At 66.7% G+C, this 21124-nt stretch carries 22 protein-coding genes and 8 pseudogenes; 12 read left to right on the plus strand and 18 right to left on the minus strand.

Annotation, left to right across the window (positions count from 1 at the left end):
- Positions 1-85: 85 nt before the first annotated feature.
- Positions 86-982, minus strand: a complete 897-nt coding sequence (locus tag OG199_RS04420; protein ID WP_405828102.1) for an alpha/beta hydrolase — start codon at positions 980-982, stop codon at positions 86-88.
- A 12-nt stretch (positions 983-994) separates the two neighbouring features.
- Positions 995-1156, minus strand: a complete 162-nt coding sequence (locus tag OG199_RS04425) for a hypothetical protein (RefSeq protein WP_405828104.1) — start codon at positions 1154-1156, stop codon at positions 995-997.
- A 290-nt stretch (positions 1157-1446) separates the two neighbouring features.
- On the opposite strand from OG199_RS04425, the pseudogene OG199_RS04430 reads away from it, so the two are divergent.
- A pseudogene (locus OG199_RS04430) lies at positions 1447-1913 on the plus strand (transposase); the annotation flags it as partial.
- Between the two features lie 28 nt (positions 1914-1941).
- Here the strand turns inward: OG199_RS04430 and OG199_RS04435 are convergent.
- From OG199_RS04435 to OG199_RS04450, 4 genes are all read right to left on the minus strand, one after another.
- On the minus strand, positions 1942-2301 hold the full coding sequence (locus OG199_RS04435; RefSeq protein WP_401808530.1) for a hypothetical protein: 360 nt from the start codon (positions 2299-2301) through the stop codon (positions 1942-1944).
- Positions 2302-2410: 109 nt separating this feature from the next.
- Positions 2411-2857 carry a DUF2267 domain-containing protein gene (locus OG199_RS04440; RefSeq protein WP_405828106.1) on the minus strand — a complete coding sequence of 149 codons (447 nt, stop codon included), beginning with the start codon at positions 2855-2857 and terminating at the stop codon, positions 2411-2413.
- A gap of 51 nt (positions 2858-2908) precedes the next feature.
- Positions 2909-3304, minus strand: a complete 396-nt coding sequence (locus tag OG199_RS04445; RefSeq protein WP_401808534.1) for a DUF2267 domain-containing protein — start codon at positions 3302-3304, stop codon at positions 2909-2911.
- Between the two features lie 104 nt (positions 3305-3408).
- Positions 3409-3843 (minus strand): Hsp20/alpha crystallin family protein, encoded by a 435-nt coding sequence (locus OG199_RS04450; protein ID WP_356804355.1) that lies wholly within the window; start codon positions 3841-3843, stop codon positions 3409-3411.
- Positions 3844-3971: 128 nt separating this feature from the next.
- Here OG199_RS04450 and OG199_RS04455 point away from each other — a divergent pair, with 128 nt between their 5' ends.
- Both OG199_RS04455 and OG199_RS04460 read left to right on the plus strand, forming a co-directional pair.
- Complete coding sequence (locus OG199_RS04455; protein WP_401808537.1) at positions 3972-4640, plus strand: HSP18 transcriptional regulator; 669 nt, start codon at positions 3972-3974, stop codon at positions 4638-4640.
- Positions 4641-4741: 101 nt separating this feature from the next.
- Positions 4742-5698, plus strand: coding sequence for an IS481 family transposase (locus tag OG199_RS04460; protein ID WP_405828108.1), 957 nt, complete (start codon positions 4742-4744; stop codon positions 5696-5698).
- 236 nt (positions 5699-5934) lie between these two features.
- On the opposite strand, the gene OG199_RS04465 is transcribed toward OG199_RS04460, so the two are convergent.
- Entirely contained in the window at positions 5935-6348 is a 414-nt protein-coding gene (locus tag OG199_RS04465; RefSeq protein ID WP_356803954.1) for a cytidine deaminase, read from the minus strand.
- A gap of 21 nt (positions 6349-6369) precedes the next feature.
- Positions 6370-7072 (minus strand): annotated as a pseudogene (locus tag OG199_RS04470) (transposase); the annotation flags it as partial.
- 409 nt (positions 7073-7481) lie between these two features.
- Here OG199_RS04470 and OG199_RS04475 point away from each other — a divergent pair.
- The 3 genes and pseudogenes from OG199_RS04475 to OG199_RS04485 all read left to right on the plus strand — a co-directional run.
- Positions 7482-7538 (plus strand): annotated as a pseudogene (locus OG199_RS04475) (hypothetical protein); the annotation flags it as partial.
- 130 nt (positions 7539-7668) lie between these two features.
- Positions 7669-7892 (plus strand): annotated as a pseudogene (locus tag OG199_RS04480) (IS630 family transposase); the annotation flags it as partial.
- Positions 7893-8186: 294 nt separating this feature from the next.
- Positions 8187-9053: an alpha/beta fold hydrolase gene (locus OG199_RS04485; protein ID WP_405828110.1), complete on the plus strand. Its 867-nt coding sequence runs from the start codon at positions 8187-8189 to the stop codon at positions 9051-9053.
- A 143-nt stretch (positions 9054-9196) separates the two neighbouring features.
- Here OG199_RS04485 and OG199_RS04490 read toward each other — a convergent pair whose 3' ends face one another.
- The 4 genes and pseudogenes from OG199_RS04490 to OG199_RS04505 form a co-directional block, all read right to left on the minus strand.
- Entirely contained in the window at positions 9197-10030 is an 834-nt protein-coding gene (locus OG199_RS04490; RefSeq protein WP_405828112.1) for a helix-turn-helix transcriptional regulator, read from the minus strand.
- 527 nt (positions 10031-10557) lie between these two features.
- The gene (locus OG199_RS04495) at positions 10558-10935 is read right to left on the minus strand and encodes an NAD-binding protein (protein ID WP_405834422.1); all 378 of its coding nucleotides are present in this window, start codon (positions 10933-10935) and stop codon (positions 10558-10560) included.
- Between the two features lie 6 nt (positions 10936-10941).
- Positions 10942-11466, minus strand: a pseudogene (locus tag OG199_RS04500) (NAD(P)-dependent oxidoreductase); the annotation flags it as partial.
- A gap of 259 nt (positions 11467-11725) precedes the next feature.
- The gene (locus OG199_RS04505; RefSeq protein ID WP_405828114.1) at positions 11726-12655 is read right to left on the minus strand and encodes an SDR family NAD(P)-dependent oxidoreductase; all 930 of its coding nucleotides are present in this window, start codon (positions 12653-12655) and stop codon (positions 11726-11728) included.
- Between the two features lie 302 nt (positions 12656-12957).
- Here OG199_RS04505 and OG199_RS04510 point away from each other — a divergent pair, with 302 nt between their 5' ends.
- A complete protein-coding gene (locus OG199_RS04510) occupies positions 12958-13827 on the plus strand; it encodes a helix-turn-helix transcriptional regulator (RefSeq protein ID WP_405828116.1) in 870 nt (289 codons plus the stop codon).
- A 765-nt stretch (positions 13828-14592) separates the two neighbouring features.
- On the opposite strand, the pseudogene OG199_RS04515 reads toward OG199_RS04510, so the two are convergent.
- A pseudogene (locus tag OG199_RS04515) lies at positions 14593-14691 on the minus strand (SpoIIE family protein phosphatase); the annotation flags it as partial.
- Between the two features lie 553 nt (positions 14692-15244).
- Between OG199_RS04515 and OG199_RS04520 the strand changes: the two are divergent.
- Positions 15245-15547 carry a hypothetical protein gene (locus OG199_RS04520; RefSeq protein WP_405828118.1) on the plus strand — a complete coding sequence of 101 codons (303 nt, stop codon included), beginning with the start codon at positions 15245-15247 and terminating at the stop codon, positions 15545-15547.
- Between the two features lie 741 nt (positions 15548-16288).
- Entirely contained in the window at positions 16289-16768 is a 480-nt protein-coding gene (locus OG199_RS04525) for a hypothetical protein (RefSeq protein WP_356809070.1), read from the plus strand.
- A gap of 13 nt (positions 16769-16781) precedes the next feature.
- On the opposite strand, the gene OG199_RS04530 is transcribed toward OG199_RS04525, so the two are convergent.
- The gene (locus OG199_RS04530) at positions 16782-16982 is read right to left on the minus strand and encodes a hypothetical protein (protein WP_356809069.1); all 201 of its coding nucleotides are present in this window, start codon (positions 16980-16982) and stop codon (positions 16782-16784) included.
- 215 nt (positions 16983-17197) lie between these two features.
- Here OG199_RS04530 and OG199_RS04535 point away from each other — a divergent pair, with 215 nt between their 5' ends.
- Positions 17198-18427 carry a hypothetical protein gene (locus OG199_RS04535; protein ID WP_405828120.1) on the plus strand — a complete coding sequence of 410 codons (1230 nt, stop codon included), beginning with the start codon at positions 17198-17200 and terminating at the stop codon, positions 18425-18427.
- Positions 18428-18744: 317 nt separating this feature from the next.
- Here the strand turns inward: OG199_RS04535 and OG199_RS04540 are convergent.
- Positions 18745-18995 (minus strand): annotated as a pseudogene (locus OG199_RS04540) (hypothetical protein); the annotation flags it as partial.
- Between OG199_RS04540 and OG199_RS04545 the strand changes: the two are divergent.
- Both OG199_RS04545 and OG199_RS04550 read left to right on the plus strand, forming a co-directional pair.
- A pseudogene (locus OG199_RS04545) lies at positions 18976-19302 on the plus strand (recombinase family protein); the annotation flags it as partial. The pseudogenes OG199_RS04540 and OG199_RS04545 overlap by 20 nt on opposite strands.
- 94 nt (positions 19303-19396) lie before the next feature.
- Positions 19397-19537, plus strand: a complete 141-nt coding sequence (locus OG199_RS04550) for a hypothetical protein (RefSeq protein WP_405834856.1) — start codon at positions 19397-19399, stop codon at positions 19535-19537.
- Between the two features lie 242 nt (positions 19538-19779).
- Here OG199_RS04550 and OG199_RS04555 read toward each other — a convergent pair whose 3' ends face one another.
- The 3 genes from OG199_RS04555 to OG199_RS04565 form a co-directional block, all read right to left on the minus strand.
- Positions 19780-19983 (minus strand): cold-shock protein, encoded by a 204-nt coding sequence (locus OG199_RS04555; RefSeq protein WP_405828122.1) that lies wholly within the window; start codon positions 19981-19983, stop codon positions 19780-19782.
- 203 nt (positions 19984-20186) lie between these two features.
- Positions 20187-20468, minus strand: a complete 282-nt coding sequence (locus OG199_RS04560) for an HU family DNA-binding protein (protein ID WP_054230207.1) — start codon at positions 20466-20468, stop codon at positions 20187-20189.
- Positions 20469-20593: 125 nt separating this feature from the next.
- Positions 20594-21016: a hypothetical protein gene (locus OG199_RS04565; protein ID WP_356808609.1), complete on the minus strand. Its 423-nt coding sequence runs from the start codon at positions 21014-21016 to the stop codon at positions 20594-20596.
- Positions 21017-21124 lie beyond the last annotated feature (108 nt).

Consider the following 21124-nt stretch of genomic DNA (forward strand, 5'->3'; position numbering starts at 1 on the left):
GGGGGTTGAGGAACACCGGGACGAAAACCGGAGCTCAGCATCTGTCGGCCCTGGTGGGCGCCAACACGTTGTCTGGAGTTCTCCTTCAGGCACTGAGGTGCTGGGTGAGGAACAGGGCGGCGCGGCCGAGCGCGTGGTCGGCTTCGTCGAGTTGGCCGATGAAGGACTGGAACACGTGCGGTACTCCGGCCGTGACGTCCAGGATGACGTCGACCTCAGCGTCCCGGGCTCGTTCGGCGAGCCGCACCGAGTCGTCGAGCAGCAGTTCGTTCGTGCCGACCTGCAACAGCAGCGGCGGGAAGCCGGTCAGGTCGGCCAGGATGGCGGGCGCGAGCAGTTCCTGGTTCGGGTCCTGTCCGCCGAGGTACAAGTCGCCGGTGTGGGCCATGCCCTCGCGCGTGAAGAAGGGGTCGATTCCGGCTTTGGTGTCCATGCTTGCGCCCGAACGGGTGTGGTCGAGGCTGGGTGAGAACGCGACGATGGCGCCGGGCATGGGCAGCCCGGCCTTCTTGGCGGCGAGCGTGGTCGTCACGGTCAGGCCACCACCGGCCGAATCGCCGGCGAAAGCGACGGATTCCGGGTTGGTCCCGTCGTCGAGCAGTACCCGGTACGCGGCGAGGCAGTCGTCGATTGCGGCGGGGAACGGGTGCTCCGGCGCGAGCCGGTAATCGAGCGACAGCGCACGGAACCCGGTACGGGTGACCAGGCTGGCGGTCAGTCCCATCGCTGTCTGGGGTGATCCGAGGGAGAACGCGCCGCCGTGGAAGTACAGGATGGTGCCCGAACGTGTCTCGCCTTCCGTTTCGACCAGGACGGCAGGCCGCTCGCCAAGCACGATGTCGGACGCGCGTACCTTCGGGACCAGGAACGGCGCCATCAGCGCCGCGAAGTTGCTGCGCATCTGCTCGACGGGCAGTGGTTTGAAGCCCTGCTGGCCCCGCCGCACCATCGCGTCGACCGTCGCGCGTTGTGCCTTGCTCATAGCTGTACTCCTTCAGACGTATGCCTCCTCGCCTTTGCGCATGGCCTCGCTGTAGGAGGAGGCGAGCGGAAAACGGAAGGCCGTCACGATGGCGTGCGGGACCTTGAGTAAGTCCAGGTCGCGGCTGATGTCGGCGACGGTGGCTGTCCACTCGCCGCAGTCGACTCCCGTCACATGGCCTGGCCAGTCCTTGCTCAGGCTTCCCCGACGCCTTGATCGTGCTAACAATCCGCCGCTGCGAGGCCCATACCTCCGGGGAAACACCAAACCACCCGGAGAACCCTTGGCACACGATCTGACACAGATGTTTCTCAGAGGGCGGTTCGTGAGTCTTTGAGGTTCTGTCGTCGCCTGATGGTGTGGGTGCGAGCGGAATCCGCCGGCCCACGGGCGGTGGTCTGTTGGGGTGGCGGGGTGAGTGACGCAAGCCGTACCCGAGCGGCTTATCGGATGGCCAATGGTCGTTGATTGAGCCGGTGATCACGGCGTGGAAGAACCGGCACCGATCGGTCAGCGGCCACCAGGGCGCCTCTGCGATGCGGGAGATCGTGAACGCGATCCTTTACAGGGCCGGACCGGCTGCCAGTGGGCCTACCTCCCCAACGCCCCACCGCCGAAGAGCGCGACGTACTCCTACTTCGCCGAATGGCGGGACGACGGGACGACCCTGGTGGTGCTGGACACACAGAGTGTCCACGTAGCTGCCGGGGTTCCCGCCTCCACGACCGGCCTGGCCCCTGGAAAGCGGAGGCCAGGCCGCAAGCGGGGCCCGGCCGTGGACGTACTGGGCCTGGCCATCGCCGTCACCGTCCTCTCCGCGAACCCACGACAACGCCGCGGGAATCGCCCTGCTCGACCAGGTCGCCGAACACACCAGTGGCACCGTGGAGGAAACCTCGTCGACCAGGGCTTCAAGAACCAGGTCCTGCTGTGGAGGGGGCTGATGCCGCAGGTGTCGCTCAGTGGTCGAAATAGCTGAAGTCGCCCATGGTCCAGGCAGTGACGTCGGCTATCGCCACCCGGTACATCCCGCCCGTCTCTGGGATACCGACCGTGCCCTGCAGGATTCTGGCGACATGGAAGTGCAGATGCGTAGGAACCTCTGCGGCTTTGGAGGGTGTGTCGAAGACGGCGGAGAACTCCCGCAGGCGGGCGGAATCGTTCAGTACGTCAGACACCCGCCGCCGCCATACCTGCTCGGGCGCCAACCTGCCGGTGATGACCGCGCCACTGGTGACCACGGTCAGGGACATCTGGTTGCTCTGCCCGGACTCCACCAGGGCAGCGACGTCAACGAGCAGCTCGTCAGGCTTGGACATGACGAGATTATATTTCCTGCGCACGCGTCCCTTCCATCATGCTGCATCGGGGAGGGCTGGGGCCGTCTCGCGGCGCGGCCCTCCTCCCCACCCACGCGTCGGCGGTCGTTCAGGCGGCGGCAGGCTCAGGGCGGCGCAGTTCTGCCTGCCCGAAGAGGAGAGCGTAGCCGCCGGGAAGCTGGTGCAGGATGCGGGCGAGCAGGTCAGGTCCGGTGAGACGGGCGACAGTGACGAGGACGGCGCCGGCGTCCCAGCGGACTGTCGCCGGAGTGGCGCCGGTGCGGGCGGCCAGGTCCTTGACAAAGCCCCAGCCCGTGAGCGGCTCAATGTCCGGCACCGAGGCGGCGAGAGCGAGGGCGGCCTCAACCGGCAGGCACTGCGCCAGGTCGACACGTTCATCGCCGGTCAGCTGGCGTCCCAGTGCGCTGAGGACTTGCTGGACAGCTTCCGCGGCGCGTTCGCGGGTGGGATAGGCGCCTTCGTAGCGTACGCGTTCCAGCATCTCCTCGAACGTCATGGACGCCTGGTAGGAGTTCGCTCGAGGCTGGTCGTACATGGCTGCGCGTGCCTTTCTGTGTAGGGTCCGGCCAGGTGCTGGGGACGGGGGTCAGATGGGCTTGGTGAGGCCGAAGAGGAGGTCGTAGCCGGGTGGTAGCTGGAGGAGGATCTCGCGGGTGAGGTCATCGCCCGCGGCAGAAGCTGCTGTGGACAGGACGGCGCCGATGTCCCACAGGGCCGTCTTCTCGGTGGCGCCCTCGATCCAGGCGGCGGTTGCGCGGACGAATCGTTCAGGCGAGAGGGGTTCTGCGGCCTGCAGCGGGTTGAGGAGGATCAGGGCGTACGTCTCCGGGAGGCGGGCAGCGAGCTCGGCGCGCACGGTTCCCACCACGTGTGCGCCAAGCAGCGCCAGGATGACGCGGGCGACCCGGTCGGCTTCCTCCGTGGTCACGTACTCGCCGCGTTCCTGGACATCGGCCAGGAACGAATCCCTGCGGATCGGCATCACGTCACCTCCGATGAAGGGGTGAGGGGTGAAGGGGTGCGGCGGAGGGCGGGTGCCGGAGGGGGAATCAGCTCTCCCGCCCCCCGCCTGCGGCTGAGAAGGGTTCAGCCGGAGATCTGCTTGGTGCTGGATCCGACGGTGATGCTGACCTTGCGGGGCTTGGCGCGCTCGGCGATCGGGATGCGCAGGGTCAGGACACCCGCGTCGTAGTCGGCATGAATGCGCTCGGTGTCGAGGGTGTCCGCGAGGACGATCTGGCGGGAGAAAACACCCAGGGGCCTCTCGGACAGCTCCACCTTTACGGCGTCGGCCTTGGCGACCGGGCGGCGCTCTGCCTTCACGGTCAGCATGTTCCGCTCGACGTCGATGTCGATCGCCTCGGGGCTCACACCGGGCAGATCGAAAGCGATCACGTACTCGTCGCCCTCACGGTAGGCGTCCATCGGCATCACCGACGGCTTTGACCAGGTCCCGGACGTACCCGACAGCTGCTGGACGATGCGGTCCACCTCGCGGAACGGGTCGGTGCGCATCAACATCGCGAAACACCTCCAGTTGGTTCAGGCAGAAACTGCCAATGCGCTTCAACGTGCATCCGTTGTAACATGTCATCGAAACGATGACAAGCAGGAAGTCATCTGGAGGATGACAGATCGCGGAGAGACCTATGAACGAAGCTGCCACCCCGGCCGCACCCGTCCCCTTCCACGCTGCCGCCGCGGCACTGGAGGCCATCAACCAGTCAGTGAAGGATGCGCAGCGATCCGCTGCCCGGACGCCGATCACCGCAGAGCCACCCGCCGCGGACGCCGAGCCGGCCAACGCCCTTTCGGCGCTACTGATGCTGCGTGAGATCCGCGAGCAGCTCGCCGGCTGGGAGAGCGGGCTGATCGAAACTGCCCGCGGACAGGGCGCGAGCTGGGCCGATCTCGCCGGCCCCCTCGGGGTCGCCAGTCGTCAGGCCGCTGAACGTCGCTACCTGCGGCTTCGCCCCGGCACCCCCGGCTCCACTGGAGAAGAGCGCGTCCAGGCCACCCGCGACACCCGCGCCGCCGAACGCACCGTTACCGCCTGGGCCCGCGACAACGCCGCGGACCTGCGCCGCCTCGCCGGACAGATCACCGCCCTCACCGACCTGCCCGCCAGCGCCAACCACGCACTCGGCGAACTGAACCAGGCCCTCGCCCACAGTGACCCCGCTCGCCTCGTACGTCCCCTGACCGCGACCCGGGCCCACCTGGAGCCCGAGACCGGCGACCTCGCCGAACGCATCGACGCCCTCACCCGGCGCGCCCAAGAGCTCCGCCAGGACACTCACGACCAGCGCAGCACCTAGGTGTATTGATCACGAGCGTTGTTAACGCGGGTCGGACTTGATCGTGGCGAAGGCCCCCGTGTGTGGTGGAGGTGTCGAATCTTCACCGCACGGAGGCCTTCGTGTCCCACCGTAATGCCCGGCTGACCGTTCACGGCAGGCGCCTGCTCGTCGAGCGTGTCCGCTCCGGCCGTCCCGTCGCCCATGTCGCCGCCGAGATGGGCATCTCCCGTCCCACCGCCCACAAGTGGATCCGGCGCTGGCGGTCCGAGGGCGAGAGCGGACTCATCGACCGTTCCAGCCGCCCCCGCAGGACACCGCACCGGACCGCAGCCGCCACCGAGGCGCACGTCTGCAGGCTGCGACAGGACCGCAAACTCGGCCCGGCACGCATCGGCCCCATCCTGGGCCTGCCCGCCTCCACCGTGCACCGCATCCTCACCCGGCACGGCCTGAACCGCCTGGCCTTACTGGACCGGCCCACCGGCCAGGTCATCCGCCGCTACGAACGCGACCGCCCCGGTGAACTGGTCCACGTGGACGTCAAGAAGCTCGGCCGGATCCCCGACGGCGGCGGCCACAAGGTGCTGGGCCGCCAGGCCGGCCGCGCCACCCGCAGCTCCATGGGCTTCGACTACGTCCACTCCGCCGTCGACGACCACAGCCGCCTGGCCTACAGCGAGATCCACGGCGACGAGAAGGCCGACACCTGCGCCGGCTTCCTGCGCCGGGCCGCAGCATTCTTCGCCGCATCGGGCATTGACCGCATCGAGCGGGTTCTGACCGACAACGCCTGGCCCTACCGCAAGAGCTTCGCCTGGCGAGGGGCACTGGCCGACCTCGGCGCGGCCGGCAAGCTCACCCGCGCCTACCGGCCGCAGACCAACGGCAAGGTCGAACGCTTCAACCGCACCCTGCTCGACGAGTGGGCCTACCTGCGGCCCTACACGAGCAACGACGAGCGGACCGCGGCCCTGGCAGACTTTCTGCACACCTACAACCACCACCGCTGCCACACCGCACTCGGCGGCCACCAACCGATCAGCCGTGTGAACAACGCTTCGGGTCAATACACCTAGGGCGTGTTGCGAAAGTCCCGTCGTCCGCCCGGAGGGCGGCCCTCGCGGCGTCTGGTGCGTGCTCTCGGGGTGCCGGGCGGAAGCCCGCGTACTGGACGTACTCGGGTTTTCGCCCGGTGCGGCGAGAGGGCGTGCCAGACGTCGCGAGGCAGGCGGGACTTTCGCAACACGCCCTAGCCGCATCAAGCAACGTTCGTCCGTTGTCGGCCGACGGTGCCAGTTCGTGCTGAGTGGTTCTACTCGGTGTCGAGCTGGTGGTCGGCCCAGACGTAGCTTTCGGGTAGCAAGTCGGTGACAAGGACGGTTCGGACGCGGTCATCTTCGCCGACGATGACCTTGAGGGCTGGAAAGTAGTCGAGAAGGACCTGACGGCACCGGCCGCACGGGGCGACAACCCCCCGGTCGCGGTCGCCCACGGCGACAATCGTGTCCAGCTCGTAGGCGCCCTGGGCTGCTGCTGCGCCAATGACGACCAACTCGGCGCAGGGGCCTCCCGTGAAGTGGTAGGCGTTCACCGCCGTGACGATCCGGCCGTCCCGGGCGCGGGCCGCGGCCGCCATGGTGTGGTTGTCGCCGCGGCAGCGAGTGCGCGCGACGTGGGCCGCGGCCTGGATGAGTTCGTGGTCGACGGAGTGGGTCTGCGTGGTCATCTTCTCTGCCTTCGTCAGGTGTCAGGCGACGTTGACCCGAGTGACGATGGTGTGCAAGCGAATATCGGCGGTGTGCTTGTTCCGCCAGATGGTGTAGCGGCGGATCATGTTGCCCCTGTTCCTTGTGGCTGCTGTGGTCTGTGCCGTCCAGCGTGAAGTGGCGCAGGGCGGTGGACTGGGCCTCGATCCGGTTCAGCCACGAGCGGTTGGTCGGCGTGTAGGCGAATTCGACGTCGGCCTTGGCCCAGTCGCCTACCCGGGTGTCCTTCTGGGTGGTCAGGTGCGGGGAGAAGTTGGCCAGCACGATCGCGATGCGGATCTTGGGCGAGTAGAGGCTGCGCAGGTAGCGGCAGAACTCCAGGAACCTCGTGCGGTTCTTCCTCGGCTCGATGTGGCCGTAGAGCTTGTCCTCGCCCAGGTCGTAGGCGGCGAACAGGTGCCGGACCCCGTATGGGCGGGTGGTCCGGGTGTAGGTCACCCGTCGGCGGGGCCGGGGCTCCCGGTCGGGGTCCTTGTGTCGGCCGCCACGCTCGGTCCACTGTTGCCCGGGGTGGGGCTGGAGGTTGAGCGGGCCGAACTCGTCCATGCCGAAGATGACTTCGGGTTCGCCTTCCTCGGGTATGACCACGCCGTAGGCGATGGCGTAGAGGTGCTCGACACGGGCCTTCTTGGCGGCGTGGTCCGGGTCGCGGGAGGTCTTCCAGGTCTTTGTGCGTTGACCTGAGTGTGCCGGCGTGATGTCGCGGGGGCTGACAAGCGGTGGGCGTCGCGGTAGGCCGGTTGTTTGAGGTATCCGCAACGGGGCGGGCTGACCGCGGAGTGACGGGTCTTTCGCGAGCGCATCCGGCTGCAGGCGGCCGAGTTGTTCGCTGTGGGACACGACAATGCCGTGGTTGTCGAGCGGTTACGTGTCAGCGCGCGGTCGGCGCATCGATGACGCCACGCTTGGAAGCAGGGCGGGACGTCAGCCCTGGAGTCGACAGGGTCGGTGTCCAGGCCCAAGCTGAGCGAGGCACTGTTTGAGGTGCTCGAGCAGGAGTTGGCCAAGGGGCTGGTGGCGCAACAACTGGCCGGACCAGACCTGGACGCTGGCGCGGATCAAGACACTCCTCGGGCGTCGCTTCCACGAGAGCATGACACTGTCGGCCGTCGCACAGACGCTGCACCGGCACGGCTCCAGCCACCAGGTGCTGGTCCGCCGCGCGGTGAAGCGCCACGAGGTAGCCGGCACCGGCTGGGCGAAAGAGACCGGGCCGCAGGTGGAAACCCCGTGGCGGCGCTCGGGTCTGGCTCTGCTTCGAAGACAGAGCCGGGTTCTCGATGGCGCCGCCCACCGTCCGCACCTGGACCAGGCTCGGACAACCCGTCATCCGGTTGCGGGGACGCTCTCAGCGCCGCTTTCCATTGCCGCTCCGGCTTGCTTCAAGGAGGGCGAGCGCTCACGGCTGATCTACCGGCCCAAGCGGCACGTCGATCCCAACCGCGGTGGCAGACGCAGTTTCACCTGGACCGACTACCGCGATCCGCTGACCGCCGCCCACCAGGACGGGGAGGAGGGAAAGGGTGCGTGCGAACAGCAGGATGGCGATCGCCGTCCATGTGCTGACCTGGGTGCCCCTCGATCGACCGACAGGTCACCACCTCCGAGCGCATCGCGGCGAGCGTCAGTGGCCCTTGCACCTGGTTGGGCTTAGCATTTTAGGTGGAGAGGGGTATGGAGCGTTCTGGTCCATTTTCCGACCATGAAATCCATCAGAGTCTCTGGTGCCGCCGATTGTCGACGGCACCTAATGCCGCGAAACCCGCTTTGCCACTCGGTGCGTCCTCGGAGGGCCAGCATGCTCCCTACCTACCACCGCACGTCAACCATCCAGGGGCAACGCGTCTTCTACCGCGAGGCAGGTCCGGCGGAGGCGCCAGTCGTTTTGCTCCTCCACGGGTTTCCGACCAGCTCCCACATGTTCCGGCACCTCATCCCGGCGCTCGCCGACCGCTACCATGTGATCGCGCCCGACCACATAGGGTTCGGTCAGTCCGCGATGCCGGAAGCCGACGAGTTCGAATACACCTTTGACAATCTCGCGGAAATCACCGGCGGATTGCTCGACAGCCTGGGCATCAGCCGTTTCTCTATTTACGTGCATGATTACGGTGCCCCCATCGGATGGCGGCTTGCTCTCGACCCGTCGTACGACGTGACCGCGATCATCTCGCAGAGCGGCAACGCCTACATGGAGGGATTCGCCCAGCCCTTCTGGGAGGACCTGTTCGCGTACGCCACGGCCCCGGGAGCAGATACCGAACCGGGAGCGCGGGCCAAGTTCAACGCCGAGACAACCCGTTGGCAGTACGAGAACGGAGCCTCCGACAAGAGCCTCGTCAGCCCGGACACCTGGCTGCACGATCAGGCCCTGCTGGACCGGCCCGGCAACGACGAGGTGCAGCTGGCGCTCTTCCGCGACTACCCGACCAACATCGACGGCTACCCCCAGCTCCAGGAGTACTTCCGTACCAGTCAGGTCCCGCTGCTGGCGGTCTGGGGTGCGGGAGACGAGATCTTCGGACCGGACGGGGCCCGGGCTTTCACCCGCGATCTACCGGACGCGGAAGTTCACTTGCTGCCGGCTGGACACTTCGCCCTGGAGACACACCTCGACGCCATCAGCGGCTACATCCACGGGTTCCTCGGCCGCGTCCTGGACTGAGCTGCAGCCGCCTGGCCACACACCATCCGTGCTGAAGCCCCCAGAATGTCCTGCGGCGCCAGGGCCGGCCGGGCGGCGGTCCAGGAGCAGCGCGCATCCGGCCGGGAATGGGGCAGCCTGGCGATGAGTGCCTCGGCGAAGGCTCATTGGGGAAGCTCGGAGCCGGTCGTCTCGGCCTGGAGCAAGGCAAGTCTCTCTGCGGTCGGGCTGCCTGGTTCGGCGTGGAAGACGACGATGAGCTGGCCGTGTGTTCCGGCGACGGTGAGTCGCTCGTACTGCAGGGTCAACTCCCCGACGTCAGGATGGTTCAGCCGCGCTACGCCGGTACCGCTCGGGCTGACGTCGTGGCGGACCCATAGGCGCTTGAACTCCGGGCTGGTGGTGGCCAGTTCACCGACGAGTTCCACCACCCTCACGTCTTCCAGTTCTGTTCCGACCAGAGCTCGCAGCGCTGCCACCGCGCGGCTGCTCATCTCGTCCCAGTTGAGGTACAGGCGGCGCAGGTCTCTGTCGAGGAAGGCGGCACGGATGACGTTCACGCCAGGTTGGAAGATCGGTGAAATGGAGGCAGCCATCGCGTTGGAGGCGAGGACATCCATGTACCGGTTGAGAACGGCCACGGGCGTCCGTGACCACCACGTCACGATGAGCTGCTGAAGGCCAGGGCTGACATGGTCCGGTTCGGCGGGCCTTTGGTTTCGCTGTGGCGGGCCGGCCAGTGCGTGCAAGTGAGCGGTGGCGGGTACGTCGAGCTGTAGAACGCGTGCCAGAGCGTCAAGGACCTGGGGTGAGGGGTTCTGGTCCCTCCCCTGTTCCAGGCGCAGGTAGTAGTCCGTGCTGATGCCGGCGAGGAGCGCGAGTTCTTCTCGGCGCAGACCCGGTACCCGGCGGCGGCCTCCCGGGGGCAGGCCGACATCTTCAGGCCGGACGATTTCACGGCGTGCCCGCAGGTAGTCGCCTAGTCGCTTGCCACCCATGGTTCCAAGGTACGTTGCGGGCCGCGTAGGGGGCTCCATGCACCGGGGCGCGTGGGCAAATACGCTGCCGAAAGTGGCATTAATAGCATAGAAGGAAGCTAAAACTTATGGTCTGCGATGCCCGCGATCAACTACTCATTGTGGCGCTCACTCTGCGTTTTGGCTCGTCCGCGGGCCGCGATATGGCCCGCTGGGCCACCCTGGTCTGATCTCTCCGGAGGGGCGGGGAAGCCCCAGGACGCGGGCCCGCGGCGGCCAGCGCCAAAACCCACTGTCACCAGCCGCCACACACCATGAGGAACGCGCTCAGAGTGTCGCCCTCCGAGCCGCCGCGGCCCGGACGACTTGGGTGCGCGGGCCCTTCACTGCATCGGTGGGTGGTTACGTAGTGGTCCGTGGTCCGCGTCATGGCCTGCAGGCCATGACGCGGGCGTCACGGGGTCCGCGGTGCGTGCCAGATGGCGTTGTATCACCGGGGCCGCCATGCGTGCGCCTTCTGGCCGCTCGTCGTTCGGCGTGCGCTGGCGTCAGGCGGACGGAGCGTGTCCCAATGAGCTGGCGGCGACCATGTGTGCCGCGCCCGGAAGACCGCGGGCTCCTTCGGCCGCCCGGGCGGTGATGTCGGGGACGCTGTGCCCCAGGGCCCGGACAGCGTCATCGAAGAGGTCCATGTCGATGAGCTGCAGTGCGGTCAGGTGCTCGGCGTTGTCGGTGGTGACCGCCTCGCCGAGAGCCTGCAGGGCAAAGCTCGATCCGGTGCCGGAGCGCAGGAGGTCGACGAGCGCCGCGATGTCCAGTCCCAGGTCGTGTGCGAGTCCGAGGATCTCCTGGACGCTGCGCTGGTTCATCATCAGCAGGGTGTTGTTGATGAGCTTGCCCAGCTGGCCGGCGCCGCCGGGACCCATGTGGGTGACCTTCTTGGAGAAGGTCTCGAAGACGGGACGACACCGTTCGACGGTCTGCGTGTCGCCGCCGACCATCGTGGTCAACCGGCGGGCGACTGCGCCGGCGTTTCCGCCGCTGACCGGTGCGTCGAGGACGTGAATGCCCCTGGCTGCGGCCATGTCGGTCATCTCGTTGGCGAACTGGGGCAGGCCCGTGCCGTGATTGACGATCACGGAACCGGGCTTCATGGCGGCAAGCAGGCCGCCGTCGGTGAGGACCTCCCGGATGTCGGAGTCCTCACGCAGGCACAGCTCGACGATGACGCTCGCCGCGCCGAGTTCGGCGACGGTGTTGTGGACGGTGTAGCGCAGGCCGTCGAGTGCGTCGAGCGAGGTGCTGCGACGGGCCCAGACCTGGAGGGGGTAGCCGGAGTCGGCGATCGCGCGGGCCATGGGAGCGCCCTGGTCGCCCAGGCCGATCCAACCGATGTTCTGCAACGCGTGGTTGTTCGTCATGTAGGTCTCTCTCGAGGTGATCTTGGTGCTGCCTCTGTGTTGCCGGTGCCTGGGTGTTTGTGCACGGCTTGTAGGAGTCCGGTTCCGGCTACCACCCGGGTTGGAGCGGTGGGAGCCGGATGCGGCGCCCGCGGCCTCAGCAACCGCTGGGGGCTGAGGCCGCGCCGGTTCCGTTCGTGGGTGCTCTACGTCCGCGTGCCGAGACCGGCGCGGCGCTCGTGGGGTTACCCGTTCGTGGAGGTGGTTTCCGCGGGTGAGCTGCGGGTCCCCGCCTGGCCAAGGCGGGGAGGGGGCGTCAGCCGCGGCCGCTCTCGCTCAGGAAGCGGTGGGAGATCTCCCAGATGCGCTCGGCGTTGGCGGGGTCCAGAGCGTAGGGGGCGACGCCGCTGGTCCACCCGTTGCCGTCGGGTACCTGAACGGCTTCGTTGCAGTCCTCGAAGTAGCGGCCTCCGACGCCGGCGAGCTGCGGGGAGGTGGCGACGAGGATGGTGGTGGCGGCACCCTGCTCAATGGTCTTGCGCAGTTCCATCGGGGTCCGCAGACCGCCTGTGTGCTTCTGCAGGTTGGTGGCGATGGCGCCGGGCATCAGGGCGTTGACGGTGATGCCGTCGGCGGCCCAGTGCTGGTTCGCTGCGACGGCGAACAGCACTGTCGCGGTCTTGGACTGGCCGTAGGCGCCGATCGCGTCGTATGCGCGGTAGCGATAGTTGATGTCGTCGAAGACCACCGGAGAAATGAGGTGGCCCTGGGAGCTGACGACGACGACGCGGGCGTCGCCGTCGGCGGCAAGGGCGCCGCGCAGGCCATTGGCCAGGGCGAAATGACCCATGTGGTTGGTGGCGAACTGCATTTCCCAGCCCTCCGGCGTGCGCTGGAGCTCCGGGATCGCCATGACGCCGGCGTTGTTGACCAGGAGGTGCAGCGGGCCGTTCCAGGACTCGACAAAGGCCGCGACCGATTCCTGGTCGGATACGTCGAGGCGGCCGACGTGCACGTTCTTGTTGCCGGTCGATGCGGTGATCTCGGCAGCGATCTTCTTTCCGGCGTCGGTGTTGCGTACAGCCAGTGTGACCTCGGCACCGAGGGAGGCGAGGACGCGTACCGTCTCGATGCCGATCCCCGATGATGCGCCGGTGACCACCGCTCGGCGGCCGGTCAGGTCGATGCCTTCCGCGACCTCCGCGGCCGTGGAAGAGAATCCAAAGGAAGTGGTGATACGAGTCATGGTGTTTAAACCCTGCCTATCGTGAGGTTCCGAACGCCGAGTGATCGCCGTCGCGGTTTTTCCGGCGCTCAGCCTGATTGGCCCCGATTGGAGTCATTGCTGTGAACAGCGCGGCTTTCTCAGGCCGATACGGCAATCCTGGGCCCGGGTTCGGGGCGCAGCCAGAACCCTGCGAACCCTGGGACTGGCAGGGCTACGTGCAGCCTCGTGATGTGCTCTACGGGCCGCGGGAGACGGGTACCGCGAAGCCTGGTAGTGACAGGGCCAACCATATTTCGATGCGCATCGCCTAGCCTCCCGGTATGACTTCTGAGAACGCCCTCGGCGGTTTTCTGCGTGCTCGTCGCGAGCTGATCAAGCCGGAGGACGTGGGGATCGCCAGTGGTGGGCGACGGCGCGTGCCGGGCCTGCGCCGGGAAGAGCTCGCGATGCTCGCCGGCATCAGCACGGACTACTACCTGCGCCTGGAGCAGGGACGCGACCGCAATCCGTCGGACCCGATCATCAATTCCTTGGCCCGCGCGCTGATGCTCGACGACGAGGCAGCGGCGTATCTGCGGGCTCTCGCGGTGCCGCCGCGACGGCGGGTGCGCAGGCGGCCCGGCCGTGTGCCTGTGGGTATCGACGAGCTCGTACGGCTGCACCTTGATATGCCTTCTTTCGTGCACGACCGGTACATGAACGTGATTTCTGCAAACCCTCTGGCGGAGGCGCTCTCTCCTTGTTATCGGGTCGGCACCAACGTTTTGCGCATGACGTTTCTCAATCCGGAGGTCCGGGAATTGTATGAGGATTGGGAGCGCACCGCTCACAGTCTGGTGGCTTCGGTGCGCGCGTTGGCAAGTCCTGACCTGGACGATCCACAGCTTGCCGAATTGGTGGGTGACCTGTCGATCAGGAGCGAGGACTTTCGCCGTCTGTGGGCGCGGCACGATGTACGTGCGCGAACTAGTGGGACTGCGCATTTGCTGCATCCGCAGATAGGCCCGGTTAGCTTGAATTTCCAGAAACTGGAGATCACGGGAACCGACCGGCAGATCGTCGTCATCTACCACGTCCCGCCGGGCAGTGATGCCGCCGAACGCCTGGCGCTGCTGGCCAACATCGCGGCCACCACCGAGCAGCTGGCTCCCGTCCCGATCCGCTCATCCAATGATCGCTATCCGGATTAGGGGTTACTGCGGGTGTCTCAGGCGATAAGGCCGGACGTCAGCTGTCACAGACGTCCGGCATCCGCGGGTCGCCCTCGGCCTTGTCCACTCACTCGGTACGGGGGCCCGACGAGGCTGCGCAGCCGGACCGTGCCGCGGCCGGGTCACGTACAGAGCCACGCCGTACCAGGCCGCGGAAGAGAGCGTCTTCCAGTCGGGCCCGCAAGGCGCGCCGGACCAACTCATCGATGTATCGGGGGTCGGTGGAGGCAACGAGTGCGGCTTCCGGCCTGATGTGCGCGTCACGGCTCGCCGCTTCCCGCGTGATCACATGGTCATTCGGTCGGGTAGAACCACGGCGCCGGGCACGGGCACCGGCGCTCGGGCATTGTCGGACCTGCCGCGCAAGGGCTGCTGGACACCCCAGCACCCCGCCCAAGTCACCAAGACTCGGCCTGCACAAAGAGCATGATCACCTCAGTGAAGAACCAGATGGAGAACACCAAACACGCAAGCCACAGCGCCCACAGGATCCATCGGACCTCTCGACATATGCGCATACGCGGGCCACCTCCATCTTCGGACGCACATAGGGACAACGGGCGCCACACAGGACTACGCCGGGGCTCCAAGCAGAGCCTGCCACTTGACGCGCACCGTTGAGGTCACAGAAGCAACGTCAGGCTGCTTGTCGCAGTATGCCTCCTCAAACCTGACTGCGCCGCTGCGGAGTTGGTCACCTGTACAGCATGAAGAAACTCTAGTAGACGAGTTCACCGCCAAACTCGCCCGTTCTGAGGCGGACAACGCGCTGCGGAGCATGCCCATAACGGCGGCGGCGTCCAGGCCGTGGCCGACCGGGTCGCCAGCCACGATGGCGAATCTGTACGGAACGAGCTCCCAGCAGGAGCCTCACACAACCCATCGGACGGCCCTATCCCCGTCAACGGCAAGCGCGTCGTGGCCCTGACGCACTGCTCCCCACACGCGCCGAATGGTCCCCACTCCAGGTCGACTTTTAGGTGCCGGCCGTCTGCTCCCCGCACGCGCGGCGGCCGGCTACGTCGACGTGCGCTGACATCCTCCGCGAAGGGCCGGGACCTGGTTGTTCCTGGCCCTTGAAGAATCGCTCACGGTCGGACGACCACTGGGCGCGGTCGCTGTGACGTGACTGTGGCGAACAGCGAGCAGGAACGGTTCGGTCCGCTGGCATGCTTCGGTCATGTCTGATGAGATGCTCGTGGAATCCGGTGAGGGAGCAGTTCGGACGTCCGAGGTGTCGGAGGAGTCCGGGGCTCGGCGGAAGCGTGGAGTTCCCGGATTCCGGGGGGCTTTGGTGGTCGCGTCCGTCATCGGGCTAGTGGCCGGCTCCGGTGCTGTCGCGCTGGCATGGGAACTGTCCCGGTCAGAGGGCGGTGGGACGGGGACGTTCACTCTGGTGGGGCAGGCGCGTATCGCGGCCCAAGGCGGCGAAGCGGGGACATGCAGAGGCAGCGGCGCTCTGAGCGACATCGACAAGGGGGCGCTCGTCACGGTCTACGACGCCCAAGGCCTGGTCGTGGCGACCGGTTCGGTCGGCTCGGGCGCCTACAACGACTCGGCTGCGTGTGTGTTTCCCATTCTGGTGCGCGATGTGCCGGACAACTCCAAGTCGTACACGGTGCGCGTCGGTTGGCACGCGCGCAAGGAAATCACCAACATGGGGGCCAGGGCCGGCGAGCTGATCCTCACCTTCAGCTGAGTGCGCCGCCATACCCCTCGCCCGCCCGCTACCGGCGTCTGGCTGTAACGCTCCCGTGGCGGCCGGTCCATCCTGTTGACCGTTCAACAGGGCACCGCTGTGAAGGCTGCCTCGTGGCGTGCGATATGCATTTGGTCGGCGCGGTGGAGTGCGTCATGCCCTCACGCGATGTGGTGTGCGGAGGCGGCCGAGCATGCTCCACCTGTTCGTGCATGTGCTGTATGAGACCATCTCCCGTCGTCCCCTCTTCCGGCAGGTCGCGCTCCTCGGCGCCGTGGTCATGAGCCTCCGGATCGCAGGGCTTATGGCGGCGGAGCGGGATCCCCAGGTGGACCTGACAGCCCTCCCTGCAGACGCGCGGGGGACGCGGCAGGTCAGGAAGCCTGCTCCCCGCGCATGCGGGGATGGTCCTCCGCCGTCCCGGTCGCGCCGTTTCTGGTGCAACTGCTCCCCACGCGTGCGGGGATGTTCCTTCGCCCGGTTGCGTGGGCGTGGGCTGGTATGTGCCAGCGCACCTGTCGCACGAGGATAGAGCGATTCGCCTCCACGACGCCGGTCGCAAGGGCACACTGTCAGCATCTTCTGCGGGCCGGAACGGGGGCGGAGGCCATGGACCGTTCGATGTGGCGGACAGGGATGCTGACCCTGTTGGTGTGTGTACTTCTAGCAGCAGTTTGTCTTGTGGGGTATAGGCTGTCTCCCCGCGGTGAGACGCACACCGATCCGATCGACCTTCGTGCCGTGGACTGGCTGAGCGTCGAGATACCGGGAACGTTGTGCAGGTCCCGGAAGGCGATCCGCCTGCATAGCGGAACGGCAATCAACGTGCCTTCGGATTTCAACGGGCCGAAGCCGAACATGCCGCAGGATGTGTCGGCGCGCACTGATGAGATCTTCTACGGCGACATCACGGGCGACGACCGTGACGAGGCCGCGCTGCCCGTGCTGTGCGCCAATCACGACTCCACCGCGGCAGGACAGAGGGCGATGGGAATCCTTGTCTTCGACGGCGGCGCTCAACGACTGTCCCTACTCGGAACTCTGACAAGCCGTAGGCCACGGCTCGGTGAGCCGCCGAATCTCCTGAGGGTCGAACAGATGAAACAGGGCGGGATCACGGTCAAGGACAGCTTCTATCTTGCGGGCGACTCCAACTGCTGCCCTTCCGGGGATGCCACGGAGTCCTGGGTCCACCGGAAGGGTCGTCTCGTGGCGCGCTAAATCGTGCCGCGGGTCAAAAGAGGTTGAATTCCCGCAGCACGTGCAGTGTGCCCGCGCTCACGGTCACAAAGGCACCACAGGAACTCAGCGTCGCGGTCAAGATGTTCGCGCCGAGGTGCGGCAGGACGATGAAGGCGACCAAGGCGACGACTAGGGCGCTCAGTGCCGCGATGGCGAGGGCCATGACCCGGACAGCGGGGCTCGGCGTAGGCATGGGAGTCCGTCCTTCGTGGTCGTTGTGCGGAGTGCTCCACACCGTGCGACAGGACGCCCGGACACCTCCAGTACAAGATCATGCCAATTGCGGGCATCGGCGTTTACGCAGGCTAGCGCGCCGAACTGACCGCAACTGCACCGGATATGCGCGAGCACCTCCCCCGGGCCGACGCTTCCGGGATACTGCTGCACCACGAGACCGGGGGGCGGGACATGACCGATCAGACACCGACGTGGCAGGAACTCCTGGACACCGCCGTCGAAGAGCGGACGCCGCCGGCGTTCCGCGCGGCACTGAACGGTCTGCGCGACGACGGACTCTCGTACGACCGTCTGGTGGTCATTGCCAACGGGATCGTCGGAGGCAAGGAGGTTCCCGGCTTCGAGGGCATGGGGAACGGCCCCTCCAAGGGCACGTGGCTGAACGCCCTGACAACGAAAGGCCGGAAGGCAAGCCAGCTGCCCGACTGGAAGTACGTGGAGCTCTTGGTCGTGGCGTACTGCAAGCACCACGACCTGGGCGGGGAGACGCGGGACGCCTTGGTCATCCGCTGGGCGGACGGCTACACCGTCTGCGGCGGCCGGCCGCGGCCGCAGTACCGGCGTTCGACCGCAACCCCGGCCGTGGCGACTCCGGCGGCGCGGCGCAAGCGTGTCTCGTACATCTTGGGCGCGGCAGCCACGGTGGTGGCGCTGGCGGCGAGTTCGGCGTACTTCTTCTGGGAACCGGACCCGAAACCGCCCTTGTCAGTGGACGACGTGTCCTTTCTTGGATTGAGCACGGGGGACTACGTCTTCCCATCCACCGTGAAGTTGTCGTCCTCCCAGGTGGATAAGCTAAAGAACGAGGACTACGGACACGGTCTGAAATTCGAAGAGTGGTTCCATAAAAACAGCGGAGTCCCGTCTCATTTCAGAACCATCTCCCTCACCGTCAGCGGACGCAGCGATAAACAGCTCCGCATTACGAACATTGATCTACTCAAGGAGAACTGCACTGCTCCGCTCACGGGCACGCTCTTCCTCAACGGCGGCACCAATGGCGGCGAATCAAAGACGAAGCCCTTGTTCTTCAACCTGGACGATCGGCTTCCCGAGCCCACTGACGAAAATGGCGAACCTTATTTCGCACGGAAGAGCATCACCCTGAAGAACGGAGAGAGCGAGACGATCGCGGCTTTCGTCAGCGCCAACGAGCGTTCCTGCGGTTTCACCTTCCGCTTCACCGTCGTCGTCCCGGGCCGTGAGCCGGTGAAACAGGAGATCAGCGACGGCGGAAAGCCGTTCCGGCTGACCGCTCCCGCGGGTGGCGAGGAAGGGCACCCCTACAACCGCTATCGGGCCATGTACGTGGGGGGCGTGGCCGCCCCGGTCGGCGCCGGGTTCGTCCCGGCCGACCCCTCCACCTACAACGGCGACTCCCAGACGCTCGCTGTTCCCTGACCTGGGTACGCCCGCGAACGCTTCAGCGCTGGCACAGCCCCTCCCACCTGGTCCGCGAAGTCAGTGAGGACCGCCTCGCGGCGGGCCCTCATCGAGGGGGGTGAGATGGCGTGCTCGGACGGTCGGGCGGATGGCGACACGGCGGATCGACACGGGGCGGGAGACCAACTTGTCGGCCTCGCCGATCGGTCGCTGAAGTACGGCCTGCAGGTCCGGGTGTCCATCAGCAACAACTCCACCGGGACCAGGTGCTTGCCGTGCACCTGGCGCCAGTGGGTGAGGCCGGGGGAACCCCGGCTTCCTCACTGGTCGAATATTCAGCTTCCTGTGTCGGGGATGCGGGATGCGATCAGGCGGTTGGTCAGTTCCACCGTGGCGAGGTACCACCAGAGGATCCAGTCGAGAAACTCTCCGTCGTACTCGCCTTGCTGACGGGCGTTGCGGTGGCGCAGGTCGAAACCGTTGGCGATCTGGAACAGGGCGCCTTCGTCCTTCTTGTGGAGGCGCCCTTGGATCAGGGCAGGCGATCCTCGAGTACGCGGGCGAGGTTGAAAATCGCCGACCTCGGCATCGACAGAGACAAGATCTTCAGCGAGAAGATCAGCACCCGGATCAAGGTCCGCCCGCAGTTCGAGGAGGTACTGAAGACCCCCCGGGAGATCACGGCGCACGCCCCGCACTGCCGGGTCATCTTCACCGTGTTCGAGATGAAGAGGCTGGGGTGGGACGCGGCGGAGCTCACCGCCCTCGCGGATCATCCGACCGAGCACGACCTGGTGCTGGAGATGCTCGCCGGGCCGTTGCCCGGCATCTACGACCCCACCGGACCCGGCAAACCGCTGTTCGGCTTCTGCGCCGCCATGGCGGCGACGCAGCGGGAGAACATTCGGGAGTCGACGCTGGAGGAGCTGGAGACCGCGGCCCGCAAGGGCAGCAAGTATGCGGCCGGCCCCCGGTCATCACCGACACATGCTGCACACCGTGCTGCGGCGCAAGGCGCTCGGCGAGTCCGTCGAGCAGATCCAGTCCGCCCTGATCATCCCCGTCGGCGAGCGTAAGGGACAGAATCTGTCCGTCGCCAGCGTCTACCGGGCGCTCGCCGAGCAGTAGGAAACCCATGCGTACCCGGAGGCCGTTGAAACGGCACACGTCGACTTCGCCGCCCTTCAGCAGTGGGACCGCAGCCCCGTGTAGTTACTCAGCGCTACACGCCGCCTGGCGGTAGCTATACGAGAACAGGGCCGAGGCGGGAGAACCGAGGAGGGGCCCGACGGCGCCGGACCCCTCTTCGCACGGTGGGATTCAGCCCAGGGTTTTCGACGGCCTGGGACATCCGCTCCGCGATGTCGTTGTCAGCCGCGGACGATGTTCTCGGCCTGGGGGCCCCTCTGGCCCTGGCCCACGTCGAAGGAGACCGTCTCTCCCTCCACGAGTTCCCGGTAGCCGTTGCCGGAGATGTTGGAGTAGTGGGCGAAGACGTCCGGTCCGCCGCCGTCCTGCTCAATGAAGCCGAAGCCCTTTTCGGCGTTGAACCACTTCACGGTGCCGCTGGCCATACTGGTGTCCTTCAAATCCTGCCGGAATTCCCGGCTCGTCTGGGTGCAGGGCCGTCCGCGAGCGGACGGTGCCCGGCGTCCGTTCTACCCCGCCGGCGGCTCAAGTACCCGGCTTTGCACGCGGTGCAGCGTGCCGCGTCCCCGCCTGGCATCTGTGCCGATCCGTGCTCCGGGTGCCCTGGCAGGGCACCCGGAGCAGGGAATCACTTGCCCTTGGCGGCTTCCTTGAGCTTGGAGCCCGCGGACACCTTGACGCTGTATCCGGCCGGGATCTCCAGCGGCTCGCCGGTCTGCGGGTTGCGCGCGGTGCGCGCGGCGCGGTGCGTGCGCTCGAAGCTGAGGAAGCCCGGGATCGTCACCTTCTCGTCGCCCTTGGCGACGACGTCGCCGACGCTCTCGGCGAGGGCCGTCAGCACCGCATCCGCGTCCTTGCGGGTCACCTGGGCGCGCTCTGCCAGCGCAGTCACCAGTTCGCTCCGGTTCATTGCTTTGCTCCATTTTCCTGAATGGTCCCGGTCTGCGGCGTGCAGGCGGGACGAGCCAACCATGCTGCCATCGGGCACTGACAGTGCGACCCTCGGCGCGGTCTGGCATGCGGACCCCTGCACGGTCAGGAAAGCCGTGGTCCGATCAGGGCCGCCTCCACGGCCTCGCCCGTCATCTCGATCAGTACGACCTCCTCCTGCATGTTCGCAGGAAGGTGCGCATGCGCTTCGGTGCTGCAGAGGAATACGCCCTCGCGCGGTTCGAAGATCACCGCTTCCAGCCGTGAGGCGAGTTCGGCCACGATCGCGAATACGCCGGAACCGGAATGCGGACGCTCCACCGAGATGCCGGTCTCGCCGGCGAAGATCTCGGCCTCACTACCGTCCGCGGCCCGGACCCAGTACTGCAGGTGTCCGTCCTCCATCACCGTGAGTTTCGGGTCACCGACGTCGTAAGGACTGAGAACCGCCCGGACGACATCCATACCCAAGGGAACGGGCGTATCACTGGCTTCGAGGAACTTGTAGATCGACGGGCCGTAACTCACAAAAGGTCTCTCCCTGTACCGAGTTGTCCGCCCAGGTGTGTCCCACAGTCAACAGGTAGACATCCGGGGGGCGTTCACGCTGGGCCGCGTCAGAAGATGACCGTGATG

The organism is Streptomyces sp. NBC_01176, assembly GCF_045039825.1.
Taxonomy (GTDB): Bacteria; Actinomycetota; Actinomycetes; order Streptomycetales; family Streptomycetaceae; genus Streptomyces.